The organism is Oceanobacter sp. 5_MG-2023, assembly GCF_030548165.1.
Classification (GTDB): Bacteria; Pseudomonadota; Gammaproteobacteria; order Pseudomonadales; family Oceanobacteraceae; genus Oceanobacter.
Window position 1 is genome coordinate 1 of the sequence record NZ_JAUORS010000026.1, and the last position, 25,933, is coordinate 25,933.

Consider the following 25,933-nt stretch of genomic DNA (forward strand, 5'->3'; position numbering starts at 1 on the left):
GGACTGGTAGTTCAGTTGGTTAGAATACCGGCCTGTCACGCCGGGGGTCGCGGGTTCGAGTCCCGTCCAGTCCGCCATCTTTTCCGATGTAAAAGGAAATGGAAAGACCACGGATCATACGATCTGAACGTCTCTCTGGTTCGTCAGCTTTACTATTTTACCTGCAATAAACGATTCATCCCGCAAATACGATTTCTCTGAAACGGTTTACCGTTGCTTCCCTCAAAAGACAGAATGATTTCTCGGGCACAATAGCACCGGCCATGTCCGCCGGAATACTGCTACCGCCTGCATTGCCTACGCCTCGTTTTTTAGTTATTGATCTAGTCTGTTTGACGCTGGTTACTGCCTGAGCAGTAGCGCCGTGACCCTGTGCGTCACCCGGTCCTGATGCTGACAACCGACGGTTACAGTCGCTTGTGGTCAGTCATACCCGGCAATCAGAATGCTTCCGTTCACCTTCAGTAATAGCCGAACCAGCCACATCGCTGGCAGCTGTGCCTGAGGAGCCCATCGTCGTCCTGGTCACTTGATACTGGCAACAACACGCCAAAAACCCGGGGATACAAGCCCATGTGGTTATTTATGACACCAGTCTGATAAAACTGCCTTTCTGTGAAACGAGTCATGCACTTGTCACAGACAAAAGCTAACGTCAGCCCTGCTTGAAGAGATGGCAATACGGAACCTTCGCGGTTTCAGTGCATCTTATACAACAAGCAGAGAGTGTCGAAAGGATTTTGGCACACCAGCTGCTTGGTAATTGGTACCACAAACAACAATAAGTCGCTTCTGATTGCAGAGGCATAGTTCGAGTCAGCTAAAAAGAGCTGATCATAAAGGAAAAGGAGAAAGATATGTCGGATTACACAGATGAGCTGCTAGATACCAGCTACGACGAGTACGATGACGACGTCGATGACGCCGTAGAAATGTAAGTCCCGGTTACAACTGCCGATACTGGCGTGGTGTTTCATTCGTCCAACGTTTGAAAGCACGCTGGAAGGCAGTTGCTGAACCAAACCCCGTTAAATAAGCAATTTCCCCCATGGTCAACGGCGTTTCTCTCAGATAACACGTTGCCAATTCCCGCCTTGCCTCATTCAAGACCTCTTGAAAACAGGTATTTTCTGCCGCCAACAAGCGTTTGATCGTCCAGCCGGGTTTCCCCATTTGCGCCGCCACATCCGCCAACTCCGGTGTCTTGCCCTTGAGTAATGGCGAAATCGCCCGAGCCACCTGCTCTGCCATCGACAAACCATGCCGCACTTGCAGTAATTCGGCTTCAGCCAGATCACACAGATAACGAAACTGGGATGCACAAGGATGGCTCAACACTCGTTCAAGGGCGCCATCACGGAGCACCAGCGCATTACACCCCGCACCGAACTGCACCGGACATGGCACAAACCGGCCATAGGCCTCGGCATAATCCGGAGCCTCAAATTCAATACAAAGCGACGCCACAAGCTGATCACCACAGGCCTGGTTCAACACGTTCATCCAGCCCACCAGCACCGAATCAACAACAAAACGATTAAACTCGTTATAGGGGCTGATCGAATAAAACTGTAGCCGCCCTCGCCCCTGCTCAACCACAAATGCCGAACGACCACGGGCATTAAAGCTGAACAATAATTCATAACGCACCAGCGCTTCGCAGGCCTCACGCAAGGTTGACGCACTGTGAGCAATCAAACCCGCCAGCCCCAGATTGGCAGGCCCTGTTAACGACCCCATACGCAGCCCCAGCCAGGGAGCTGCCGACGCCTCAATCAAGGCATGACCAGCACGCATAAAGCGCGGAATACTGACGCGGTTACCGGGTAACGCCAGCCGCGAGGCCGGTAACTGATACCCTTCCAGCACGGCTGTCGGATCAACCCCCTCAGACCGGGCAGCACGGGCGAGTAATTCGACATAGGCGACGGACAGATCTCCCAGCTTCATGATTCAGGCATCAAAGCCATCCGACGAAGAGGACACGACCGGATGATCATTCCCCGACTCAAACGACGTCAGAAAACGGTAGGATAACGACATCATCACCAACGAGATCAGGCTGGTTACATAAGAACCAAAGGCGGCCAGATAATTCAGCAAGGTATTGTCCAGTAAAAACAGCAGCAGGAATGGCCCACTGATCAGTAGCGGCGCAATCCACACCACCATGACCAGCCGCGAACCGTTACCCTTGCTCAGCTTCCAGGCACGCTGGAAACTGGTGGTCTGGCCAACGGCGATTTCAGGCAAGGTTATCGCCAGCCGCGCACTCACATACAAGCCCGTCATAATGGCAAGCGCACCCCCCAGCACCATCATTTGCTGCACTTGCAGCAATGCAAACAGTATTACTATTGGCGTAATCACAACCGAAGTCGCCAGCCCCATCAGCATCAATCGCATCAGATAACGCCACTCTTCCCGACGCCAGATGCCTTTTTGAACCAGACTTTTTTCCGGCATCAGTGTCATCCGATGACAGGCTGTCGCAAACACAACGCCCAACAACATGGAGACCAGCATAAAACCCAGCTGCCCGAATAGATGAGACTCCGACATCCAGGTACTACTGACCCAGTCCAGCCCCGCCAACAACAGCATCACCGGCAAGAATCGAGCGCTGACAATGCCCCGCTTGACCCACAACAATCCTAGTGACTCCTGCACGATATCCATCACCGGCAAGTCTGCATCGAGACCCAGTGGGCTCTTCATTCCTTTCTCCTGCTTGTTATGTCAATAATCACCGTCATCGCCAGTATAACCAAAGCGGATAGGTGGCTCATCTGCATGGCGCCCCGATACAGACCCGGTTTATCCATAAATGACTCCCCGCCCATCGACGGCAAGATGCAATACCCGACGAGATTATCACGACATTGCGATCCCAGGTTCATCGGTGCGGCGGTATCGTTGACCGAACCTTCCGATGATATTCAACTCATAACAAGTCAGGGTGCTCTGCCATAGCGGGAGTTTTCCCCTGTTCTGTGCGGTTGGAGGGTTAGCCTGTCAGTAACCAAAACACAATCATTGCACCAGTCGTCGCACACCGGTAATGATTTGGCGCATTCTTAACCTGTCATTAACCCTTACGCGGTGAGAATAGAATCAATCGAGACAGACACATTCGCAGGAATAACCATGAGACAGGCCAGCCGGTCTGTTGATTGGGTCGGGAAGCTGATTGCACCAGCATTATCACAACCAGAGGAATTTACGATGCGTTTGAAATACAAAAATGTGGCACTGGCCATGGTAACGGCCGTTATGTTGGCAGCTTGCGCAGGCCCTCATCACGGTGGTAGTGGTGGCCACAGTCATGATGGCAAGGCACATGACGGGAAGTCACATAGCAGTAAAGATTACAAGGAAGACCACCGCTAATACCACTGCCATAACGATGCTGGCTCTGTCCATATCCGCGATAACGGACATGGACAGAGCCACAGATATGGACAAATCCGCTAAACGGACAACGCCGCTCCCTGCGCGAGTTCGACCTGTCCTGCAGCAATACGAACCGGATAAGCCTTGACCGTTACTGCGTCATCTTCCAGGCATTCCCCCGTCGCCAGATCAAAATGCTGCTTGTACAGCGGCGAAGCCACTACGTAGCGCTCACCGATAGAGCCAACAATGCCACGAGACAACACATTGGCTCTGCCTATCGGGTCGTAATTGCCAATTGCAAACACCTGTTCAGTCTGGCCAAGACGAAACAGCGCCACCTGCTCTCCCTGATGCAAGGCACACACCCCGGTATCAGGGGCAATATCGGTCAACGCACAAATCTGAGTCCACTGAGTCATGGGATTTTTCCTTATTTGCCAGAATTCAAATCAACGAGTTCGATACGTTCAACATCGGTGGCCGGACGGCGCTGCCCCCGCTCACGGACATACAGCAAGTTATCGTCTGCCGCATCGGCATTGATGTAATGTTGGAAACGCTTCATTTTTTCAGGGCTTTCGATGGTTGTTTTCCACTCGCACTGGTACGTACCCACCACTTTCGTCATGCCGTTTTCCAGCTCATCCGCAATGGCCAGCTTGTCGTCAATCACCACCTGTTTCAGGTAGTCCAGCCCTCCTTCCAGATTTTCCAGCCAGACCGACGTACGCTGTAAGCGATCGGCGGTGCGAATATAAAACATCAGCACCCGGTCGATATAACGAACCAGGGTTTCATCATCCAGCTCGGTCGCAAACAGATCGGCATGGCGAGGACGCATCCCCCCGTTACCGCAGACGTACAGGTTCCAGCCTTTTTCGGTGGCGATCACACCAATATCCTTGGATTGGGCTTCAGCACACTCACGAGTACACCCGGAAACACCGAACTTGATCTTGTGCGGTGAGCGTAACCCCTTGTAGCGATCTTCCAGAGCAACAGCCATCGACACCGAATCCAGCAGGCCATAACGACACCAGGTAGAGCCCACACAGGACTTCACTGTTCGCAGTGATTTGCCATAGGCATGGCCGGTTTCGAAACCGGCATCCACCAGTTTTTTCCATATTTCTGGCAGCTGATGTAGTTGTGCGCCAAACAGATCGATCCGCTGACCACCGGTAATCTTGGTGTACAGATCGTAGTCACGGCCGATTTCCCCCAGAACAATCAACTTTTCCGGAGTAATTTCACCAGCGGCAATACGCGGAACAATCGAGTAGGTACCGTCTTTCTGCATGTTACCGAGGAAAATATCGTTGGTATCCTGCAGGCCAATGTGCTCGTCCTTGAGAATGTATTCGTTGTTGAATGACGCCAGAATCGAGCCCAGCGCGGGCTTGCAGATTTCACAACCGTGGCCCTTGCCATGGCCTTCCAGCACCTGCTGGAAGGTCGTGTATTCTTGCACCCGGACGATATCGGCCAACTCAACACGGGTGTAGGCAAAGTGTTCACAAATATCGGTGTTCACTTCGACGCCCAGTGCTTCCAGCTCGGCATCCATCACCTGCTTGACCAGCGCCGTACACCCACCACAACCGGTTGATGCCTGTGTGGCACTTTTAATATCTCCCATGGTGCAGCAACCGCCTTGCACCGCCTCGCTGATGTCGCCTTTGCTAACGTCGAAACAGGAGCAGATCTGGGCCGTATCCGGCAAGGACGACACCCCCAGCCCAACCGCTTCCTGGCCATCCATCGCAGGCAGAATCAAGGCTGCCGGATTACCGGGAATATCCATGTCGTTCAGCATCAGCTGCAACAAGGTACCGTAGGCTTCGGAATCCCCAACCAACACGGCTCCCAGCAGTTTTTTTCCATCCTCAGAAACCACCAGTCGCTTGTAGACTTCGGTGACATCGTCACTGAACACATAACTGTGCGATCCGGCCGTGCGGCCGTGGGCATCGCCGATCGAAGCGACTTCAACTCCAAGCAGTTTCAGCTTGGTGCTCATATCCGCACCCTGGAAGGCGCTGGTGGCCGGTTCATGGGTTACGAGCTGGCTGACAATATGCCCCGCCGTCACCTTGGCCATCGCGTAACCCGGAGCGACCAAGCCATAGATTTTGTTATCCCACAGTGCACATTCGCCAATGGCGTAAATATCGTCTGCCGAAGTCTGGCAATAATCATTAATAACGATGCCGCCGCGCTCACCGATTTCAAGATTGAACTGGCGCGCCAGTTCGTCTTGCGGGCGAATACCGGCCGAAAACAAAATCATGTCGGTTTCCAGAAAGGTACCGTCCACAAAATTCATGCGATAGCGGCACTCTTCACCGGCCACAATCTCTTTGGTGTTTTTCTCGGTATGTACCTGGACACCCAGGCTTTCGATTTTGCGCCGTAACAGCTTGCCGCCGCTTTCGTCCAGCTGCACCGCCATCAGGCGTGGGGCAAACTCGACAACATGGGTTTCCAGGCCGGCAGCTTTCAAGGCATTGGCCGCTTCCAGACCCAACAAGCCTCCTCCCACAACCACACCGGTCTTGCTGACTTTGGCGGCAGCAGAAATTGCTTCCAGATCTTCAATAGTGCGATAAACCAGACAGTGAGGCTGGTCTTTACCGGGAATCGGCGGCACAAACGGATAGGAACCGGTTGCCAGTACCAGCTTGTCGTAGCCTTCTTTGCGGCCACTGGCGGTGGTAACGGTTTTTTCGTGGGCATTAATCTCCACCACCTTGTCGTTCAGCGTGTAAATAACACCCTGGGACTGGTAGTCAGATTCGGTGGTCAAGGCGAGGTCTTCAGCGCTGGAGCCGGAGAAATACTTGCTCAGCTGCACCCGGTCATAGGCCAGACGCGGTTCTTCTGAGAAGGTAATAATATCGAATTCGGAGGAATGTTCTGAGGTGGCCAGTGTGTTGATAAAATTATGACCGACCATGCCGTTGCCAACAACGACGACGCGTTTCTTGCTCATGAGGGGAATCTCTCTATCTCATCATACGGATATGTGTCTCCTGTGTGCGTCGTTGCTCTGACCTTCTTTTTGCTCCATTGCAAAAAAAGGCATCGATTCAAAACAGCAATTAGGGTGCCAAGTCATAATAACGACCTGCTGTCTTCATAACCCAGTAGCCCGCCTGCTGGCAGCACCGCCACCTGCAATCCGCATAGTGAGTGCTTGAACACCCGACCTTCTCCTGCATCATGGTTGTAGTGATCAGCATAAACAGCTCCCGATACAGCGACCCCTCACTCTCCTTTTCCCGTAATCAGACACCTTGTCTCGCACCATCAGCAAACACTGACAACCCCAAATGCGCCATGAGCGTGCAAGAATTCTCCCTGATTGGCTTGTCAGCCAGCAATATCTGGCACCACTGCCCCGCCGCCTCTTTTCTACCCTCGTATTCCCTGCTTTCTCCTCTATCAACCGCCGGAACCCCAGCCTGCTGACCCATAGGGGGCATCTATTTAATCCGGTGCTCACTCTGGGCTACCGGATGGTTTCGAATCACGAAGCCGACTTGCAGGCCTGACGGGTCAAGTCAAAAGTCGGCGACACCGAGTCGAGATCATCCGGCAGCCCCCGAAGGGCGCGGGTTGCCGCCGTCCAGTGCAGTGTTGACGAATTTGAAAAGGACTCGTCATTTCGCTGCATTCATCGCCTTGCCCTGAACAACGGCAACACTCGCGCAGAGCCGTGCAGGATTAAATGGATGTCCCCCATAGGCCGCTTCTTCACACCTCACCAAGCGCGCCACCAGCATCACGATTTATGGCAATTCAGAATGATCAGACAGCCGTTGGCATTTTTCTTGAATGTTTACTTTCTGAAATCTGTCGACGCTTTGGCTCGACCATGTGCATTGCCGGTACCAGCGTAGGTACCGCTCATCATTGTTTTACTGTTGTGCAAACAGAGCATTGGCGCTCACTGACTTATGTCAGTGGGCGCTTTTTTTTTGCGTATTGGAAAGCCTTTATGACCCAGACTCACAGCACCGCCAGCATTACCCACACCACTTGCCCCTATTGCGGCGTAGGCTGTGGCGTAACCGTCCGTCAGCATGGCAATGTGCTCTCACCGGTATCCGGTGACATACAACATCCTGCCAATGCTGGCCGCCTGTGCGTCAAAGGGTCTTCATTACATGAAACCGTCGACCAGATTGACCGGCTGCTTTATCCCACGGTATTGGGTAAACGTACCAGCTGGGACAACAGCCTCAATCTGGTGGCCGACAAAATGCAGCAAGTCATTCATGATCACGGCCCGGATGCCGTAGCCATTTATGCGGCCGGACAAATCCTGACGGAAGACTATTACGTTGCCAACAAACTGATGAAGGGGTTTATCGGCAGCAGCAACCTGGATACCAATTCCCGCCTTTGCATGGCATCTGCCGTGGTTGCCCACAAGCGGGCTTTTGGCTCCGATACCGTGCCCGGCTGTTACGACGATCTCGAAGAAGCCGACCTGTTGATTCTGGTCGGCAGCAATGCCGCCTGGGCACATCCGATTCTGTTTCAACGTATCGCCGCCGCCAAGCAGGCCCGCCCCGAGATGAAAGTAGTGGTCATTGACCCACGCCGCACCGCCACCTCTGACCTGGCCGACTTGCAGTTATCGCTTCGTCCCGGCAGCGATGCCCTGCTGTTTAACGCCCTGCTGTGCTGGCTGAGTGATCACGATGCCCTCGACCACGATTTTATCCAGCAACACTCGGAAGGCTTTGCCAGTACATTACAAGCGGCTCACGACAGCACCCCGGACTCATTGCAGGAATGCGCCCAACAACTGGGCCTGGACAAACACGATCTGGAAACGTTTTTTCAATGGTTTGCCAGCACCGCCAAAACCGTCAGCGTTTTTTCACAAGGCATTAACCAAAGCAGCAGCGGCGTCGACAAGGGTAATGCCATTATTAATGCCCACCTCGCCACCGGACGGATCGGCAAACCCGGCGCCACTCCCTTTTCCGTCACCGGGCAGCCCAATGCCATGGGCGGCCGTGAAGTCGGTGGTCTGGCCAACCAGCTGGCAGCGCATATGGACTTTTCTGCCCCGGAGGTCGACCGGGTACGGCGCTTCTGGCAGGCTCCCAACGTTGCCACCCGCCCGGGCCTTAAAGCCATTGAGCTGTTTGATGCCGTCAAGCGCGGCGATATAAAATTCCTCTGGATCATCTCCACCAACCCGCTGGTCAGCATGCCGGATGCCGATGACGTCAAGGCCGCCCTGGCCCGTTGCGAACTGGTGGTCGTCTCTGACTGCATGGCCAATACCGACACCACGGCCGCCGCCCATGTGTTATTACCCGCCGCCAGCTGGGGAGAGAAAAACGGCACCGTCACCAATTCCGAACGCTGCATCTCCCGCCAGCGCAGTTTCTTGAGCCCTGCCGGGGAAGCCAAACCGGACTGGTGGATACTGGCCCAGGTCGCTCAGCGCCTGGGATTCGAAAAAGCCTTTGACTACCAGCACCCAGCCGAGATTTTTGACGAATACAGCCGCCTGACCGGCTTTGAAAATAACGGTGAACGCGACCTCGACCTGTCTGGCCTGAGCGGCCTGAGCCGGGACCAGTACGATGCCATGGCCCCCACACAATGGCCGGTCAATCGCCAGTACCCACAAGGCCGCAAACGCTTTTTTGACGACCAGCGGTTTTACACCCCCAGCCAGAAGGCCCAATTTATTGCGATCACCGCGGCACTGCCCGCCTCCCGCCATCAGGATGGCAGCCTGATCATGAACACCGGCCGGGTACGCGACCACTGGCACACCATGACCCGCACGGCAAAATCAGCCCGACTGGCGCAACATATTCGGGAACCTTATGTGGATATTCATCCAGACGACGCCAAGCGCCTGACATTGGTCGATGGTGCCCTGGCCCGCATCAGCAATCATCGGGGGAAAATACTGCTGCGCACCAATATCACCACTAACCAGCGAGCGGGAGAAATCTTTGTTCCGATGCACTGGACCAGCCGCTACGCCAGCGCCGCCCGCATGGGCGTATTAATCGATAAAAGCTGTGACCCGTTTTCCGGCCAGCCAGAACTGAAATACACCGGTGTCGAAGCCGAACCTTTCCCGACCGCCTGGCAGGGCATGATACTCAGCCGCCATGACCTCGGCGCCGTTCCTTGTGACTATTGGGTGTACGGCCTCAACGACGGCTGTCACGGCTATGAAATCGGCGGCAACCAGCCTCTTGAACAGATACAAGACTGGGCACAACAGCAACTCCCCGACGCCGAATGGCTGACCCTGCATGACCCGGACACCCAACATATGCGGCTACTGGCGATTGTGGATCAACAACTGGCGCTGGTACTGTTTGTTCATCAGGATCAGGCCATTGGCACCCGCCAGTGGCTGGTGGAACAGTTTGCCCAGACCAGCCTGACCATTACGGAGCGTAAAGCGCTGCTGGCCGGACGACCCCTAGAAGGTGTCGTTGATCAGGGGCGTATTGTCTGCTCCTGTTTCGGTATTGGTGAAAACACCATTCGCGACGCTATTCGCAGTGGCTGTCACTCCGCCGACCAACTGGGTGACACGCTTAAATGTGGCACCAACTGTGGCAGCTGTGTACCAGAACTGAAGGCCCTGATTCAAGACACCCACAGCGAATGCAGTTAATCTGAACGACCTTGTTCAGCTTTTGGTCGACTTGGGAATCAGCTTCAGTAATGCCCGACCCTCGTCATCGGTCAAGAGCAGCCAGGTATCATGTAACCAGCGGTACTGGCTGGCTCCCTGTAAGGCCGCCAAAAATCTCTGTTCCTGCATCATCAGGGCCGGAGCACAGGCTTTGCGGGTACTGATCAGTTGATCAAAACGGATATCACCATTATCCAGCTGCTGCCAGCGCCCGGAGTACTGATTGCAGCCGGAGGAACCGCTCACCTGGCCATCCATTCCAAAATTCACGGTAATCATGGAGTAATCGATGATGCCGCCCTGGTTAATATCCTCCACCTGCCATTCAAGCGCCGACGCCAGACTGGTTGACGCCGATGCCACAGCGTCTTGCTGACCAGCCGTGGAATCGTTACTGACAGAGGCAGGGACTGGACTCTGACTGCTGCAAGCCCCCAAAGCGGCAACCATTATTATTGAGGAACATAGCCTAACGATCGTTTTCACAGCGACTCCCGATACCTTTTGTCAGTAAATTGAAAAGACCGATTATGACCGATACCATCCAGAAAATATCCGGATTATATAACCGCGGCCATGATCAAATCAGCGCCCCATGACGTTAAAGCAACAGTGTCGAGGGGGGATATCGAGGGTACGTCGGGCCAACATCGCAAGCAGACCTGTGGAACTCCAGTTCAGCCCAAACGACGGATGCGTGATACTTTTGTGTCATTCTTGTGCCCGAAAGTGATCACCACCTCTAAGGTTATTCCTAAAACAACTTAAAACTATCCCTTTTAATACTTGAGGGAAATAATAGAAGTTTGGGATAATACGCCCCCTGATTTTCAGGCTTGGCTACTTTTTAATCACAGCGGAGCAACCACTGCATGACCGAGTATTTACTGATTCTGGTCAGTACCATTCTGGTAAACAACTTTGTACTGGTACAGTTTCTCGGTTTGTGTCCATTTATGGGCGTTTCCAACAAGCTGGAAACCGCCATCGGCATGGGTGCCGCAACCACCTTTGTGCTGACACTGGCTTCGCTGTGCAGTTATCTGGTGTACACCTTCCTGCTGGTGCCACTGGAGCTGGTATACCTGAAAACCATCAGCTTTATTATGGTGATTGCCGTCGTTGTCGGTTTTACCGAATTGGCTATTCGGAAAACCAGCCCATTGCTGTATCGGGTTTTGGGTATATTCCTGCCCCTTATTACCACCAACTGCGCCGTTCTGGGCGTCGCCTTGCTGAACATCAAACGCGATAACAGTCTGGTTGAATCCATCCTTTATGGCTTTGGCGCTGCGGTTGGCTTCTCTCTGGTTATGGTGCTGTTTGCCGCCATGCGTGAACGTATTGCGGTCGCGGATGTACCCAAACCTTTTCAGGGATCGGCCATTGCCATGGTCACCGCCGGTTTGATGTCACTGGCATTTATGGGATTCACCGGCCTGGTCAGCATCTGACCGGAACGAACAAGGCACTACTATGACAACAGTTCTGATTGCAGTAACCGTACTGGCGATTCTGGCCCTGATTTTTGGTGCCATTCTTGGTTTTGCGGCAGTACGTTTCAAGGTTGAAGGCAACCCCATCGTTGACCAGATCAACGACCTGCTGCCGCAAACCCAATGTGGCCAGTGCAGTTACCCTGGCTGCAAGCCTTACGCCGAAGCCATTGCCAACGGCGAGAAAATCAACAAGTGTCCTCCCGGTGGCGAGGGTACGATTCAGTCTCTGGCGGATTTACTTGGTGTTGAGCCAGAACCACTGGATGCCGAACACGGTGCTGAAAAAGCCCTGCCCACCGTCGCGGTTATTCGTGAAGCCGAATGTATCGGCTGCACCAAGTGTATCCAGGCTTGCCCGGTAGACGCCATTATTGGTGCCGCCAAACAAATGCACACCGTCGTTGCAACAGAGTGTACCGGCTGTGATTTGTGTGTTGAGCCGTGCCCGGTGGACTGCATCGATATGGTGCCGTTAACACCGACGACCAACACCTGGTATTGGCAAGCACCCACCCCCGGGGTTGAGTTGATTGCAACCGATCGTCAGCCCAATACCCACGACACCAGCAGTAATGACCACAAAGGACAAGCCGCATGACCCATCAGATTCAGCTGCACAGCTTTGATGGGGGCATTCACCCGGCAGAAAACAAACAGCAAAGCACCCGCACACCGATTCGCCCTGCACCACTGCCCGCCCTGCTGACGCTGCCACTGGGCCAACATATCGGCGCACCGGCAGTGCCTTGCGTTGCTGTCGGTGAACGCGTGCTTAAAGGTCAGCTTGTCGCGCACGCAGATGGTTTTGTCAGCGTGCCCCTGCATGCGCCCACTTCCGGTACGGTGGTGGCGATTGAAGACCGGCCGGTTCCCCACGCTTCTGGCTTGACCGCGCTTTGTCTGATCATCGAGCCGGATGGCCAGGAACAGTGGATCGACCACCAAAGCCTGCTGGATGAACTGGGGGTCACGTCTCTTGAAGATATCGCCGCCAGTGATCTGGTTGAGCGTATTCGTGGCTGCGGTATCGCTGGTATGGGTGGCGCGGGTTTTCCGACCGCGGTCAAACTGGCCGTTAAACGTGACGATAACGGCAACAGCCCGATCAATACCCTGATCATCAACGGCGCCGAGTGTGAACCTTATATCACCGCCGACGATATGTTGATGCGTGAACGGGCCGACGAGGTGATTCATGGTATCCGCGTATTGCTGCATATTCTGGGTGCCCAGCGTTGTCTGGTAGGCATCGAAGACAACAAGCCAGAAGCGATTGCTGCGTTAAACAACGCATGCCAGTCGCTCGACCAGTCCAGCCAGATCAGTATCGTTGCCATTCCGACCAAATACCCGTCGGGTGGTGAAAAACAGTTAATCCAGATTCTGACCGGCGAGGAAGTACCCTCTGGCGGCATTCCCGCCAACCTGGGAATCGTCTGCCAGAACGTCGGCACCGCCAGCGCCATTTATCGTGCGGTTTACCATGGCGAACCACTGATCAGCCGCATCACCACCGTCACCGGTGACGCCGTCAGTGATCCCGGCAACTGGGACGTCATGCTGGGAACACCGGCATCGCACCTGTTGCAGTTATCCGGCTATCAGCCACAGCCATTGCCACGCGTCATTATGGGAGGCCCGATGATGGGCTTTACCCTGCCGGATGACTCGCTGCCGCTGGTCAAAACCAGCAACTGCCTGTTAGCCCCCAGCGTGACAGAAATGCCCGTTAACGAAGCCGCCATGGCCTGTATTCGTTGCGGTATGTGTACTCTGGCCTGTCCAGCACAATTATTGCCACAGCAATTGTACTGGTTCAGCAAGGCAGAAGAATTCGACAAGGCCGAACAGCACAACCTGTTTGACTGCATTGAATGTGGTGCCTGCTCGTACGTTTGCCCCAGCCAGATTCCGCTGGTGCAGTATTACCGCCACGCCAAAGGGGCGATTCGTGAAGAACGCGCCGCCCATCAAAAATCCGAACAGGCCCGTGAACGGTTTGAACGTCGCCTGGCTCGACAAGAGCGTGAAGCGGCTGAAAAAGAAGCCAAACGCAAGGCCCGGGCCGAAGCCGCTGCTCTGGCAGCAGCCAATAAAAAAGCCGCTGCCGCGGCGGAGAACAGTGCTTCAGCCACTCCCGCTGCCAGTGGTGGCTCAAGCAGTAGCCCAGTGGCGGCGGCCTTGACCTCGCCAGCGCTGGAAAAACTACAAAAGCAGCTGACTGCCGCCCAGACCGCGATCAGCAAAACCAAAGAAAAACTCTCGGCTGCACAACAAGCGTTGTCCGCCGGGGACGAAGACCAGCAAACCAAGGTAGCAGCCCTGGAAAGTGCACTGGTCAAGGCCCAGACACGGATGAAAGATCTGGCCAAAGACATTGCCGCCGAGAAAAAAGCCCTCAAGGCGCAACCGGCAGCCGCGACAGATACCGCCGCCGGCCCCGACAAGGGCGACCCCAACAGCCCGGAACGGCTGCAACGCAAATGGGAAACCGCCCAGGCACGCCTGGATGCCGCCATCAAGCGACTGGAAGAAGCCAAGGCTCAAGGTCTGGATACGGTCGCAGCACTGGAAACCGGCATCGTCAAACAGCAACAGCGAGTCGATGAAGCCAAGGCCGCCTGGCAAGCCGTAACCGGCGCGCCGGTAGCGACAAACACAGACAGCACCGAACCCAGCAGCCAGTCCTCCGCAGAGGCCGACGCAGTACGTAAAAAAATCCGTGCCGCCCAAGACCGCCTCAACAAGGCACAGGAACGACTGGCCATGGCCCGAGAGCAACAACTGGATACCGTCGATGCCCTGACTCTCGGTGTTAACAAACAGCAGGACAAGCTCAACGCCCTGACTCAACAGCTGGCTGAGCTGGAGCAAACGGCCAGCCAAACGACTACCACAAGTGGAACCGACTAATGGCGTTGATGACCCTTTCTTCCCCTCACGCACACGGTAACAACAGCACCCAAAAGGTGATGCTGACGGTCACTCTGGCCACCCTGCCAGGGCTGGCGGTAATGACCGCCTTGTTCGGCTTTGGCACACTGATTAACGTGGTGCTGGCGGCACTGTTCGCGATCGCCACCGAAGCCCTGATACTCCGGATTCGTCAACGTCCGGTGATGTTCTTCCTGAAAGACAACAGCGCCCTGCTCACCGGAGTACTGATTGGCCTGGCGCTGCCACCGCTGGCTCCCTGGTGGATCACCCTGGTGGCCACGGCGTTTGCGATTATCTTCGCCAAACAGCTGTACGGCGGTATGGGCAACAACCCGTTTAACCCGGCCATGATCGGTTACGCCCTGGTGCTGATTTCCTTTCCACTGCAGATGACCACCAACTGGGCACTGTCCAGCCAGATGGGAGCTTCCGTTGCCGGGTTGGGTGATGCCTTGTCGGTGATTTTTGCCGGTGGCAGTGCCGACGCCTTTAGCGGCGCCACACCGCTGGATACCTACAAGCACCTGATCAGCAATAAAACGGCCACAGAAGTCCTGACCGACACCACCTTTAATGGCTGGCTGAACGGTGGTTGGGAATGGGTCAATCTGGCCTTTCTGGCCGGTGGTCTGGTGCTGCTCTGGCGACGTATCATTACCTGGCATATTCCGGTGGCCATGCTGGCCGGACTGTCGCTGTGCTCACTGATACTGGGATGGGACGCCGATATGTACACCCCGGCTTCACTGCACTTGCTCAGTGGCGCAACCATGTTGGGAGCCTTTTTTATTGCCACCGACCCGGTATCGGCGGCTACCACGCCACTGGGAAAACTGATCTACGGCGCCGGCATCGGGATTCTGCTCTATATCATCCGGACCTGGGGCTCCTACCCCGACGCGGTGGCCTTTGCCGTGTTGCTGATGAACTTTGCCGCTCCCTTTATTGATGCCTACACCCAGCCACGCACCTATGGTCATGCCAAGGCCAATCGCGGCCTGAAAAAACCGGAGGCCAAATAATGAAAGAGTTACTGGCTTCCATTCAGCGTAATGCCATTGGCCTGGGACTGTTTGCCATCGTCACCGCGGGTGCCATCGCCATCGCCCAGGTCGGTACAGCCGACCGCATTGCCCATAACATGCGTTTGGCGCAGTCCCGTGCGCTCAACGAAATCATCCCAGCCAACCAATACGACAATGACTTGCTCACCGACGTGATCAGCGTAAACCGGAACTTTGATACCCGGCTGTTGGGCCCTCTCCCCGACGATGCCAGTATTCATCTGGCGCGCCACCAGGGACAGGTGACGACCGTGATTTTGCCGGTGGTCGCGCCAGACGGTTACACCATGGAGATCGGCTTGCTGGTCGGTATTCATGCCGATGGCCGCCTTGCTGGCGTACGGGTAATCAGCCACCGCGAAACCCCTGGGCTCGGTGACAAGATCGACCTGAAAAAATCCGACTGGGTCATGGCATTTAACGGCAAGTCATTGCTATCCCCAGCAGAAAGTGCCTGGGCCGTCAAAAAAGATGGCGGCGATTTCGACCAGTTTACCGGTGCCACCATTACCCCAAGAGCGGTCGTGACTGCGGTCAAACACGCGCTGCAGTTTTTCGAACGACACCAAACCCAACTGCTGAGCTATCCGCTGCCTGCATCGGCCAGCCGTGTGGAGAATCATTAATGGCTACCAAATCCCTGCGGGATATTTCCCTCGACGGCTTATGGAACAACAACCCGGCACTGGTCCAGTTACTTGGCCTTTGTCCATTGCTGGCGGTGACCGGTTCGGTTGTGAACGCCCTGGGCCTTGGCCTGGCCACCATGATGGTGCTGATTGGCTCCAACTTTTCGGTCTCGCTGATTCGTAACCACGTACCGGATGCGGTGAGGCTGCCCGCCTTTGTGATGATTATCGCCTCCTTTACCACGGTCGCCGAACTGGTGATGCAAGCCTTTACCTACGAGCTGTATCAGGTGCTGGGGATCTTTATTCCCCTGATCGTCACCAACTGCGCGATTCTGGGCCGCGCTGATGCCTTTGCCTGCAAAAATCCTATCCTTCCCTCCATCGTCGACGGCTTTATGATGGCGTTGGGCTTTACCGCCGTCCTGGTGGTGCTGGGTGCCATGCGTGAAATACTGGGTCAGGGTGTGATTTTCTCCAATATGCAGCTGCTGTTTGGAGCGGATGCCGCACACTGGAAAATAGAGCTGTTCAGCGATTATCCCGACTTCCTGTTTGCGATTCTGCCACCAGGTGCCTTTATGGCCATGGGCTTGCTGATTGCGGTGAAAAACATCATTGATGGCCGCATCAAAGCGGCGGCAGAAGCGGCCAAGGCACCAACGGAAGTCGGTGGCAAACGGGTACGAGTGACCGGCAAGATCGGCTGACCCATACAATATCACCGCAGGGCCCGGCTTCGTCCGTGGCCATGTCACCCTGGAATAACCGGAGCGGGAAATAACCAGAGGGAAACAACCGGGACACCCAAATCAGGATGGACTCAATACACGGCTGCCCATCAGCGGAGCAGCCGCATCGCAATAACAGTCCCAGTCTCCAGCCCCTCCAGCAACCCCGCCGTTAAAACATCAGTGCCGCACTCATCCGTACCGTGCGCGGCTCCATTACATGGTAGTGCAAGCCTTCCTGCGCTTCGCTTTCTCCAGCCAGCTGGCTTTCGTACCAGTAGTCGATGTCATGGTCATCGCTATCGAGCAGATTGAGCACTTCCAGACCAAACTGCCAATTCTGTAACTCCAGCTGTGTGGCGGCATTAAGCACCAGGTTGCTGCCTGCCCGTTCCGAGTTATCTTCAAGCAACGCACGAGGGCCAATGTAGCGCATACGCAAGCTGCCAGACCATGGCTGAGCGGACGGCGTCGCGCCAATATAGGTCAAGCCAGCCTGAGCGACGGATTCCGGAGCACCCGGAATATAGTCGCCATCATCCGAGCTGTCGCGAAAGCGGGCGCGGGTATAAGCGTACTCCAGGTCGGCGTTCCAGGCTTCGGTAAGGTTGAGGTAGCCGGTCATTTCTATCCCTTGCCTGCGTGATGACCGGGTGGCTTCCGTGTTACCGGCGTCACCAACAAACAGCAGCTCGCTATCAAGATCCAGTTGCCACAACACCAGTGAAGCATTCAGGCGTTCGGCTATCAGACCACGCACGCCCAGTTCATAACCGATGGAGTCCACCAGTGGATCAACGGCATCAACGTCGCTGCCATCCGCCGGATCCACCTGAATAGTGGTACCGCGCGTATCGTTGGAATGCAGTCCTTGCCCGATCGACAGATAGATTTCCCGGTTTTGATCCGGTGCGTAGACCAGGCTGCTTTTCAACGACAGGTTAGTATCATCCGCAGTGCCGCTGTTGGCGCTCAGATCAACGCCGTTCTGGTTCACATCCACCCGGCTGTCTACGTCAAAATCAAAGTAGTCGTAACGTACGCCAATCATGGTGCGCCATTGCTCGTTCCAGTACAGCGTGGTATCGGCAAACAAGCCCAGGCTTTGCTGGGTCACTGCGTCGCTGCGAATGGTACCAAGGCGCTGGCGCTCAGTGGTGTGATACAGACCCACTTCATCAATATCATCAAGCTGGTAATCCGCCCCGATGCGGGTACTGGCAACCACACCGGCCAGCTCGGATTGCTGCCGATATTCGATCTGGCCGCCGTAGATCCAGCGATGATCGACCTGTTCAAACTGGTCACCATTGTCGCTGTCATCCAGGTAATAAGTGAAGTTCGACCACAGGTTCATATTGTAGCGAATAGCGTAGGCCGACAGGCTCAGGTTGGCGCTTTGCCATTGGCTATTGATGCTGTAGCGGTCACTCTTGCCGCCGACAGTGTCGTCAAGCGAACCCAGTTCATCAATCTGGCCGCTGGCCACTGCCCGTTCCGGGATCTGATCGGCGCTGTTCCATTGGTTGTCGTAACCCATCAGGCTGATCGACCAGTCGCCACCGGCTAACGGCTGGTGGTATTTCAGCCATACATTGGTTTTATCAATGTCTTCGCTCACATCGGTCCAGGGGCCGTCGTAACCCTGTTTTTCCAGGGCGTAGAAGAAGTCCCCCGTACCGGTGTTAACACTGTCCATCAGCAAGCCGCGCTGATAGGCATCCTGCCCCAGGGTGATTTTGGCGAGGCCATTATCCAGCCGGGAAGCCGTCGTGAACGCTGCGTTGCCGGAGCTACTGAAGTCACCAACGCTGGCGTCGTAACTGCCCTTCTGGTATTCCAGCGATTGAATTGCTTCAGGAATCAGGAAGTTCAGGTCGGTGTAACCCTGACCATGGCCGTGACTGCGCATATTGACCGGCATCTCGTCTACCAACACGGCAAAGTCGGTACCATGGTCAAGATTAAACCCCCGCAGGAAATACTGGTTGGCCTTGCCCGAACCACTGTGTTGGGTCACCACCATGCCGGGGACCAGTTCCAGCACTTCACCGGTGCGCAGCAACGGGCGCACCTCAATGGCATCCTGATCAACGTACCCTTCGGAAGCAGAAATGGCCTCTCCCAGCATCGGTTTGCGGCCAAATACATGAATACTTTCCAGGTCATGATAGCTATCGTCCATGTCGACGCCATGCGCATGGACCATCGCTGACAAACAAGCCAATACCACAGCCTGCGGCAAGACAAGCAGTGTATTAACCGCTGAATAAATAGAGGCGGAGCGTTTACGATTCATAAAGATTCCCGGATTACGGCCGTGCTTGCAACGGCTTGCCAGCCACGGTGTGGACAGTGTTATCCGGGGGATTGAAGCATTACAGGCCAATACCGATAACAGCTCGGTGTTGGTCATCGGTTATTAAAGATTTGCTTTCCAGATTTGCTTTCCAGGTGCGTCTCTCCGCTAACACCAGCTCCAGTCTGGGGCTGGCAGCAAAAAACACCCTAACAAACACCTTAACAAACAACGGAAGGTGTAAGATTGGGTCATCAAGTGGAAAATACTCAATCTTTTATGACCGTCTCACTGAAACGCTGGCTTGGTTTTCATCGCTGTCACTCCCGCACCCCAACGCTGGGTGAACGGGAAATTCTGGTGATGGAGCTGCTTTGGCAGCAGAGTCCGCAATCAGCCCAGTCTTTACAAGTACAGCAAGAAAACATCAGCCTCAGTACAGTGCAGAGTACCCTTGAGCGTCTGCACCGCAAACACCTGCTGGCACGGGAGAAAAGCGGCCGCTCCTATCTATACCGGCCGCTGCTGCAGAAAGCTGATCTGGTGGCCTGTTTATTGTCTGATATAGCTACAGATCTCGGCGATGCCAACGGCCAGGCACTGGTCGCCGGGTTTGTCGACTATCTGTCGGCCACGACTCCGGAGGCTCAAGGACAGTTGCGCCAGGCACTGGAACAAGACACCCCCTCAGCCGCCAACCCAAGCAATGATCAATAATCTGGCTCCTGAACTGACCGATGTATTTCTTGGTGGAGCCGTGGCGCTTTGTGGCTCTGCCTGGTTGTGCAGCCTTCTCACCGACCGGCTGTTACGTTTCGGCACCAGCTCATCTGCCCAGCAAGAGCGCTGGCTCTGGTATTGGAGCCTGATGCCCTGGATGGTTGGCTTGTGTGCAGGCCTTTGGCTGGCCAATCCCGACTGGCTTGGCTTCTGGTTTATCCCCCACTGTCACGGCGATCTATGCGGCGTCCATGCACCAGAACTGATTGAGTATTCCGCAACGGCAATTAACAGCCTGCTGGTCCTGAGTCTGATATTGGCCATGGTGCTGGGGTCGCGCCTGTGGCAGTTACAGCGGCGGCATCGGCAACTGCAATTGATGCAGCACCTTTCAACTCTGGATCGCCAGCGCAATATTCGACTGGTGCCATCGACAAAGCGTCTGGCCTGGTGTGTTGGCTTTTGGCAGCCGGTGATTTACCTGTCACAAGGTTTGTTTGATGAACTGACCGAACGCGAACGCCGACTGGTGTTGATTCATGAACACAGCCACCAATGGCGGCGCGACAATCTCAGGCGCTGGTTGCTGCAACGGCTGCTTTGGTGCTGGCTGCCACAGACCCGCCGTCGATTAATATCCATGTATCATCAAGTAACTGAACATATCGCCGACGAACTGGTGCTACAGCAAGGCTTTCAGCCACACGAGCTGACCAATCTGCGCGATCGCATGGCGACGAGTGATCCAGCATTGGCCTCCGAAACAGTTCTGCCATCAGCGTCGACAGCAACTGGCCGCTATCTGACAACCCTGCTGGCGCTGTTGGCCATCGTACAAATATTGCTGTTCGGGATGTTGCTGCACCCACTGCTGGATTATCTGTTTCTGCACTGAGTGATCCGCCACTCATAAACAGACATCCATTGTTGAAAGGATGCCTACATTCAGCTGAAATGGGTGTCCATCTTTAGTCGTGACACAGCAGGAAATTAAAACAACAAATCCCTGGCATCACATCTTTTTTTATAAAGGGTAAAGTCTTTGGCATAAACACGTTTTACCACCTCTATTAACTTGGGTGTATATAAAGAAGCAGGGCTAGGGCACTTCCCTTGCCTCTTTAATATCGAAATATCAAAAGCATTCATTTGACTATAATCTTTATCATCCAATAGTTCATAACCATCAATACCATGCATGGTCAGTGGTCGAGCATCGATCACATCAAGAGAAATCTTCTCTTTTAATGTGCTCATCGCTTTGGAAAAATTTTCCAAAGAAAAATAATCAGAATATTCTTTATACAATAAAAAGTCACTTTGTTGACACCAGTGAATATCACTATTCAAAATATCTTTCTTTTGCAAAGATAAAACAAATGACTCAAAGGTCAAATCATCTAATTCAATGTTTCGATTCAGAACATCTCGATACATCCAGGCATTTATCTCTTTCGCAACAAATTTATCAAGAAAAACGCTTGCCAGGCGCCTGAACGGGCAACGTAAAACAACAAATTTATAGTTGGCTCGCACTGCTTCTGCCAAAGAAGGCATAAATGTACCATTATTATTATGTATCCAATGGCCTTGCTCTATTCCATCAATACAACCATTAGCGACAGCAACAGATAGACGCATAGTTGAACAGCCATTTTTAGGTATAAAACTATAAATAGCATTAGCATGAAACAACGTCATTGCATGTTGCATCGCAAACTGGTGTTGATCATTTTTCGGCAGGGATAGCTGACTTCCAGATGAGTATTTAAACAATGACATAATAATCCTGATTCTGGTTCGAGTAATTTATTTTAAAATAAAATCACAAGAATTTACATAATACATTTCTGATAATCAAGCCATCTTTTTACAATAGAGCCAGACGAACGAAATAAATCCGAGAAAATCTATTTCAACTTATGGTTATTGGTTCTATTCTTTAATTGTCATCCAACATTTTATTTGTAAGTTTCAGCAGTGATTTCTGGGATTTTCATGAATAAACAAGCGATCAATCCGGACGAATAAGCCGGATAAAAACAAGCCGGACACCCACTATTAAACAGATACCTATATTTCATCCTTCCAATGGGTATCCATTCAAGAGCGTTAGTGGGTGTCCACCTTCAGCATCCACCTTCAGCATTAGTCCATCAATTCAAGTGCATTCAAGTGGGTGTCCATCTTCAGAAACTGACCATCCAGGTCGGCAACCAGCCCACCGCCCAGCGTTCTGCCAGTTTGTCGATCCCCAACAGCACCGCCAGACCCAGCAACAGCATCATGCTGCCCAACAGGTATTTGCCAGCACGACCACCGGAAATCATCCGGTTATTCAACCGTCGTAATGCCGCCGATGAGGTCAGCCCGGCAACGATCATTACCGCTGCGGTTCCCAAACCAAAGGCCAGCATAATCACAAAGGCCAATGCCAGATCCTGCCCTACCGACGCCAGTGCAATCGCCGCTCCCAACGTTGGCCCCACACAGGGCAACCAGACAATACCGGTTAACAAACCAGTGCCAAATGGCCCCATCCAGTCGAGTTTGGCGCTGTTGATATTGCGTCGCGACATCCACATCGACAAACGCAGGGTCAGCGCATCCGCCAACGGCCGGATCACCAGAATCAGCCCCATCACAATCAACAGTGCCGCCGAGAAGTAACGGAACAGTTCCGGGTCCAGACCCAGACTGACCAATACAAAGGTCAGCAGCGAACCGGCAATCGCAAACGCCAGACTGAGTCCGGCTCCCATCGCCAGCACGCCCATCTTGCCATTGGCACGGGCAACCCCGACAGTCATCGGCAATAGTGGCCAGACACAAGGAGAAAGAATGCTGAGCATACCGGCAACAAATGCCAGCGGAATCGACGAAAACTCCAGCATGATCAGCAGCCGATCCGTTGTTTCAAGGCATCTGTGATCACATTTTGCCGTGTTTCAGCGACACTGAACCAGCTACGTTCACCGCCGGTATACAACACAAAAGTGGACTGCCGTGGTGCCTTGAAATGACGCACCCATTCTTTTTGATCATCAAAGTCGACCTGTAAAATGGTCAGGTCACACTGGGCATGCTCTTTCTGGAAGGCAGACAGTACTTCGCCCTGCAACTTGCAGGTCGGACACCACACCGCATGAATATCAACCAGCACCGGGGCTTGCTGCTCGACCAGTGCCTCAAACCGCTCTTGTGTGAAGGGTTCAAACAGGCCTTCGGCGGCGGTGGCCCAATGGGAAAAAAATGCCAGACAAGCCATCAATAGCCAGTTATTCCGGCTCGTCGTCGAGCGCAGGAAGTTAACAGAACGGGACATAAACATACTCTTGTAGTCAGGGAATTTACTTTACAGTCGTTTATCAGACTGTTTTCTTACAGGTAATTCCTGCTTCAACGCAAAAACCCCACAAAAAAATCGCTCCAAAACAGGGCAAAAAACAATCCCGATCGCCCAGAATTAATGCACAGCCAGTACAGTTCTGGATAAAAATGCCAGAACTGCGTCTTGTATTGCCCATTGTATTTTGCCGACCTAGCCACGATGCTGATCACAAGGGGTCATGAACGATTTCAGTGCATTATTTGAGCAACAGTAACTTATTGGCACTTTTATTGAATAACAGAGCGAAGCAAGCAAACGCTTTTATTACTCGATACTACTCACACAGGGAGCACACTATGTTGAAACAAGTGACGATGGCTGCAACAGGCCTCGTACTCGGTCTTTCTATGACAGCACAAGCCGGAACGCTGGAAGATGTACAGAAACGAGGTTCCGTATCCTGTGGTGTCAGCACTGGACTGGCCGGTTTCTCTCAAAAAGATGAAAAAGGCAAGTGGAGCGGTATCGACGTTGATGTCTGTCGCGCCGTTGCTGCTGCCGTACTGGGTGACTCTGACAAGGTTCAGTACAAGCCACTGACCGCCAAGGAGCGTTTTACCGCGCTGCAATCTGGCGAAGTCGATATGCTGTCCCGTAACACCACCTGGACCCTGACCCGTGACGTATCACTGGGCCTGAACTTTGCCGGTGTCAACTACTACGATGGCCAGGGCTTTATGGTTTCGAAAAGCCTCGGTGTCAGCAGCGTGAACGACCTTGACGGTGCTGCGGTTTGTATTCAGGCCGGTACAACTACCGAACTGAACCTGGCGGATTATTTCCGCGCCCACGGCATGAAATACACCGCGATCACCTTTGATACCTCCGACCAGACCCGTTCCGGTTTTGAAAGTGGCCGCTGTGACGTACTGACTTCCGACCAATCCCAGCTGTATGCCCTGCGTATTGGCCTGAAAAAGCCATCAAGCGCCATGGTATTGCCAGAAGTCATCTCCAAAGAACCTCTCGGACCCGTAGTACGTCAGGGTGACGACGCCTGGTTCAACGTTGTGAAATGGTCACTGGCTGCCTTGATTGAAGCTGAATTCCTCAATGTCACCAGCAGCACGGCATCCAAACTGGCCAAGTCCGGTACACCGGAACAACAACGTCTGCTGGGTAACACCGGCGACGCAGGCTCCAAACTGAGCCTTGACGCCAAGTGGGCCTATAACATCGTCTCTCAAGTAGGTAACTACAGTGAAGTCTTCGAGCGTAACGTCGGCTCTGGCTCACCACTGAAAATTGCCCGCGGCCTCAACGCCCAGTGGAACAAGGGCGGCATTATGTATTCCAACCCGATCCGCTGATCGCCACGATGACATTCACCCGCCTTTTGGCGGGTGAATGCGTTTTACCGGATACAGAGAGAGACCTATGACCAACGGTACGCGCCCTACCCAGCCTGCGGGCTCGGCTCCCGCGTTTTATAATAACCCCCGTTTCCGTGCCTTGTTTTACCAGCTGCTCCTGGTAATCGGGATCGGATATCTTGTATTTCTGATCATCAGCAATACCCTCGCCAATATGGAATCCCGGGGTATTCAGACCGGCTTTGATTTCCTCAGCACCACGGCCGGCTTCGACATTCTGATGACCCTGGTGGATTACGACGCCACCCATACCTACTTCGATACATTTATTGTTGGCTTGCTCAACACCATACTGGTCGGTGCCATTGGTATTGTGTTGTCCACCATCATTGGCTTTTTGATGGGTGTTGCCTATTTTTCCAGCAACTGGCTGGTACAGCGCCTGTCAGTGGTGTACGTCGAAATATTCCGCAACATCCCTCTGCTGCTGCAAATTTTCTTTTGGTACTTCGCTGTCCTGGCGGCGTTACCCAGCGCCCGTAACAGTTACAGCCTTGGAGACGCTTTTTTCCTGAATATCCGCGGGCTGTATTTGCCCAAGCTGATTAGCGAACCCGGTGCCGGTCTGGTGTACGGCTCGATCGTTGCGGCCATCATCGGTGTTTTTGCCCTGTACCGCTGGGCCAAACGCAAACAGGAACTGGAAGGTGTACAACTGCCGGTATTACGTCTGTCACTGGCCTTGCTGATCGGCTTACCACTACTGGCAACCCTGCTGTCCGGTATTCCTTTCACGCTGGATTACCCGCAATTAAAAGGCTTCAACTTCCGTGGTGGCATCACCGTTATCCCCGAACTGATGGCGCTGGCGGTTGCCCTGAGTATCTATACCGGTGCCTTTATTGCCGAAGCCGTGCGCGCCGGAATCCAGGCCGTACCTCATGGCCAGACCGAAGCCGCACGCAGTATCGGCCTGAAAGACAGCCAGATCATGAAGTTGATCGTTGTACCACAAGCCATGCGGGTTATTGTGCCCATGCTCAACAGCGAATATCAGTCGCTGGTGAAAAACTCGACCCTGGCAACAGCCATCGGCTATCCCGACTTGTTTACCGTCTTTGTCGGTACCAGCCTGAACCAGACTGGGCAAGCCATTGAAATTGTCTTTATGACTCTGGCCGTCTACTTCGCCATCAATATGACCATTTCGTTCACCATGAACTGGTTCAACAGCAAAGTCAGCCTGGCAGAGAGGAAATAACC

The 25,933-nt window shown here is 53.8% G+C and carries 21 protein-coding genes and 1 tRNA gene; 13 read left to right on the forward strand and 9 right to left on the reverse strand.

Features of this window, described 5'->3' with window-relative positions; genetic code table 11:
- Window positions 1–77 (forward strand) — tRNA-Asp (locus Q4551_RS14340).
- Window positions 78–945: 868 nt separating this feature from the next.
- On the opposite strand, the gene Q4551_RS14345 is transcribed toward Q4551_RS14340, so the two are convergent.
- Together Q4551_RS14345 and Q4551_RS14350 are read right to left on the reverse strand one after the other, a co-directional pair.
- Window positions 946–1,950: an AraC family transcriptional regulator gene (locus tag Q4551_RS14345; RefSeq protein WP_303434557.1), complete on the reverse strand. Its 1,005-nt coding sequence runs from the start codon at window positions 1,948–1,950 to the stop codon at window positions 946–948.
- Between the two features lie 3 nt (window positions 1,951–1,953).
- Entirely contained in the window at window positions 1,954–2,718 is a 765-nt protein-coding gene (locus Q4551_RS14350; protein ID WP_303434558.1) for a hypothetical protein, read from the reverse strand.
- Window positions 2,719–3,225: 507 nt separating this feature from the next.
- Between Q4551_RS14350 and Q4551_RS14355 the strand changes: the two genes are divergently transcribed.
- Window positions 3,226–3,390: a hypothetical protein gene (locus tag Q4551_RS14355; protein WP_303434559.1), complete on the forward strand. Its 165-nt coding sequence runs from the start codon at window positions 3,226–3,228 to the stop codon at window positions 3,388–3,390.
- Between the two features lie 80 nt (window positions 3,391–3,470).
- Here Q4551_RS14355 and nirD read toward each other — a convergent pair whose 3' ends face one another.
- Both nirD and nirB read right to left on the reverse strand, forming a co-directional pair.
- A complete protein-coding gene (nirD, locus tag Q4551_RS14360; protein ID WP_303434560.1) occupies window positions 3,471–3,815 on the reverse strand; it encodes a nitrite reductase small subunit NirD in 345 nt (114 codons plus the stop codon).
- 11 nt (window positions 3,816–3,826) lie between these two features.
- Complete coding sequence (gene nirB / locus Q4551_RS14365) at window positions 3,827–6,388, reverse strand: nitrite reductase large subunit NirB (RefSeq protein ID WP_303434561.1); 2,562 nt, start codon at window positions 6,386–6,388, stop codon at window positions 3,827–3,829.
- 801 nt (window positions 6,389–7,189) lie between these two features.
- On the opposite strand from nirB, the gene Q4551_RS14370 reads away from it, so the two are divergent.
- Window positions 7,190–10,066: a molybdopterin-dependent oxidoreductase gene (locus tag Q4551_RS14370; protein WP_368501404.1), complete on the forward strand. Its 2,877-nt coding sequence runs from the start codon at window positions 7,190–7,192 to the stop codon at window positions 10,064–10,066.
- Between the two features lie 15 nt (window positions 10,067–10,081).
- Here Q4551_RS14370 and Q4551_RS14375 read toward each other — a convergent pair whose 3' ends face one another.
- A complete protein-coding gene (locus Q4551_RS14375; RefSeq protein WP_303434562.1) occupies window positions 10,082–10,450 on the reverse strand; it encodes an META domain-containing protein in 369 nt (122 codons plus the stop codon).
- 509 nt (window positions 10,451–10,959) lie between these two features.
- Between Q4551_RS14375 and rsxA the strand changes: the two genes are divergently transcribed.
- The 6 genes from rsxA to Q4551_RS14405 are packed head-to-tail and all read left to right on the forward strand — an operon-like array spanning window position 10,960 to window position 16,926.
- Complete coding sequence (rsxA, locus tag Q4551_RS14380; RefSeq protein WP_303434563.1) at window positions 10,960–11,541, forward strand: electron transport complex subunit RsxA; 582 nt, start codon at window positions 10,960–10,962, stop codon at window positions 11,539–11,541.
- Window positions 11,542–11,563: 22 nt separating this feature from the next.
- Window positions 11,564–12,184, forward strand: coding sequence for an electron transport complex subunit RsxB (gene rsxB, locus Q4551_RS14385; RefSeq protein WP_303434564.1), 621 nt, complete (start codon window positions 11,564–11,566; stop codon window positions 12,182–12,184).
- Window positions 12,181–14,499, forward strand: coding sequence for an electron transport complex subunit RsxC (gene rsxC, locus Q4551_RS14390; protein ID WP_303434565.1), 2,319 nt, complete (start codon window positions 12,181–12,183; stop codon window positions 14,497–14,499). The genes rsxB and rsxC overlap by 4 nt, the downstream gene beginning before the upstream one ends.
- Entirely contained in the window at window positions 14,499–15,545 is a 1,047-nt protein-coding gene (gene rsxD, locus Q4551_RS14395) for an electron transport complex subunit RsxD (RefSeq protein WP_303434566.1), read from the forward strand. Before rsxC ends, rsxD begins: the two co-directional genes overlap by 1 nt.
- Window positions 15,545–16,213 (forward strand): electron transport complex subunit RsxG, encoded by a 669-nt coding sequence (gene rsxG / locus Q4551_RS14400; protein ID WP_303434567.1) that lies wholly within the window; start codon window positions 15,545–15,547, stop codon window positions 16,211–16,213. Before rsxD ends, rsxG begins: the two co-directional genes overlap by 1 nt.
- A complete protein-coding gene (locus tag Q4551_RS14405; protein WP_303434568.1) occupies window positions 16,213–16,926 on the forward strand; it encodes an electron transport complex subunit E in 714 nt (237 codons plus the stop codon). Before rsxG ends, Q4551_RS14405 begins: the two co-directional genes overlap by 1 nt.
- Before the next feature lie 193 nt (window positions 16,927–17,119).
- Here Q4551_RS14405 and Q4551_RS14410 read toward each other — a convergent pair whose 3' ends face one another.
- A complete protein-coding gene (locus Q4551_RS14410) occupies window positions 17,120–19,246 on the reverse strand; it encodes a TonB-dependent receptor (RefSeq protein ID WP_303434569.1) in 2,127 nt (708 codons plus the stop codon).
- A 279-nt stretch (window positions 19,247–19,525) separates the two neighbouring features.
- Here Q4551_RS14410 and Q4551_RS14415 point away from each other — a divergent pair, with 279 nt between their 5' ends.
- Window positions 19,526–19,963, forward strand: a complete 438-nt coding sequence (locus Q4551_RS14415; RefSeq protein WP_303434570.1) for a BlaI/MecI/CopY family transcriptional regulator — start codon at window positions 19,526–19,528, stop codon at window positions 19,961–19,963.
- Window positions 19,953–20,861 (forward strand): M56 family metallopeptidase, encoded by a 909-nt coding sequence (locus Q4551_RS14420; protein ID WP_303434571.1) that lies wholly within the window; start codon window positions 19,953–19,955, stop codon window positions 20,859–20,861. The genes Q4551_RS14415 and Q4551_RS14420 overlap by 11 nt, the downstream gene beginning before the upstream one ends.
- A 95-nt stretch (window positions 20,862–20,956) precedes the next feature.
- On the opposite strand, the gene Q4551_RS14425 is transcribed toward Q4551_RS14420, so the two are convergent.
- From Q4551_RS14425 to Q4551_RS14435, 3 genes are all read right to left on the reverse strand, one after another.
- Entirely contained in the window at window positions 20,957–21,748 is a 792-nt protein-coding gene (locus Q4551_RS14425) for a sulfotransferase family 2 domain-containing protein (RefSeq protein ID WP_303434572.1), read from the reverse strand.
- A gap of 407 nt (window positions 21,749–22,155) precedes the next feature.
- Window positions 22,156–22,860 carry a cytochrome c biogenesis CcdA family protein gene (locus Q4551_RS14430; RefSeq protein WP_303434573.1) on the reverse strand — a complete coding sequence of 235 codons (705 nt, stop codon included), beginning with the start codon at window positions 22,858–22,860 and terminating at the stop codon, window positions 22,156–22,158.
- 2 nt (window positions 22,861–22,862) lie between these two features.
- On the reverse strand, window positions 22,863–23,291 hold the full coding sequence (locus tag Q4551_RS14435) for a thioredoxin family protein (protein ID WP_303434574.1): 429 nt from the start codon (window positions 23,289–23,291) through the stop codon (window positions 22,863–22,865).
- Between the two features lie 362 nt (window positions 23,292–23,653).
- Here Q4551_RS14435 and Q4551_RS14440 point away from each other — a divergent pair, with 362 nt between their 5' ends.
- Together Q4551_RS14440 and Q4551_RS14445 are read left to right on the forward strand one after the other, a co-directional pair.
- Window positions 23,654–24,667, forward strand: a complete 1,014-nt coding sequence (locus tag Q4551_RS14440) for an amino acid ABC transporter substrate-binding protein (protein WP_303434575.1) — start codon at window positions 23,654–23,656, stop codon at window positions 24,665–24,667.
- A 67-nt stretch (window positions 24,668–24,734) separates the two neighbouring features.
- A complete protein-coding gene (locus Q4551_RS14445; RefSeq protein WP_303434576.1) occupies window positions 24,735–25,931 on the forward strand; it encodes an amino acid ABC transporter permease in 1,197 nt (398 codons plus the stop codon).
- The last annotated feature ends 2 nt before the right edge of the window (window positions 25,932–25,933 follow it).